Raw genomic sequence first — 313 nt, forward strand, 5'->3', positions numbered from 1 at the left:
CTGGATGTTCGCCGAGTGGATCGGCCACGGTAAGCCAAGTGCCCTGGGCATTGCCTCGGGTGTGGTTGCCGGCCTGGTCGCCATCACCCCGGCTGCAGGCACCGTGGGCCCGATGGGCGCCTTGGTGATTGGCCTGGCTTCGGGGGTGATCTGCTACTTCTGCGCGACTACCCTCAAGCGCAAGCTGGGTTATGACGACTCGCTGGACGCCTTCGGCGTGCACGGTATCGGCGGCATCATCGGTGCCATTCTCACCGGCGTGTTCGCAGCCCCGGCGCTGGGCGGCTTCGGCGCCGTCACCGACATCGGCATG

1 pseudogene is annotated in these 313 nt (G+C 67.1%); it reads left to right on the top strand.

The annotated features are described in order from the left end of the window. Nucleotides 1-313, top strand: a pseudogene (locus tag SB756_RS29020) (ammonia channel protein); the annotation flags it as partial.

The organism is Pseudomonas sp. SIMBA_068 (assembly GCF_046534705.1).
Lineage (GTDB): Bacteria > Pseudomonadota > Gammaproteobacteria > Pseudomonadales > Pseudomonadaceae > Aquipseudomonas > Aquipseudomonas putida.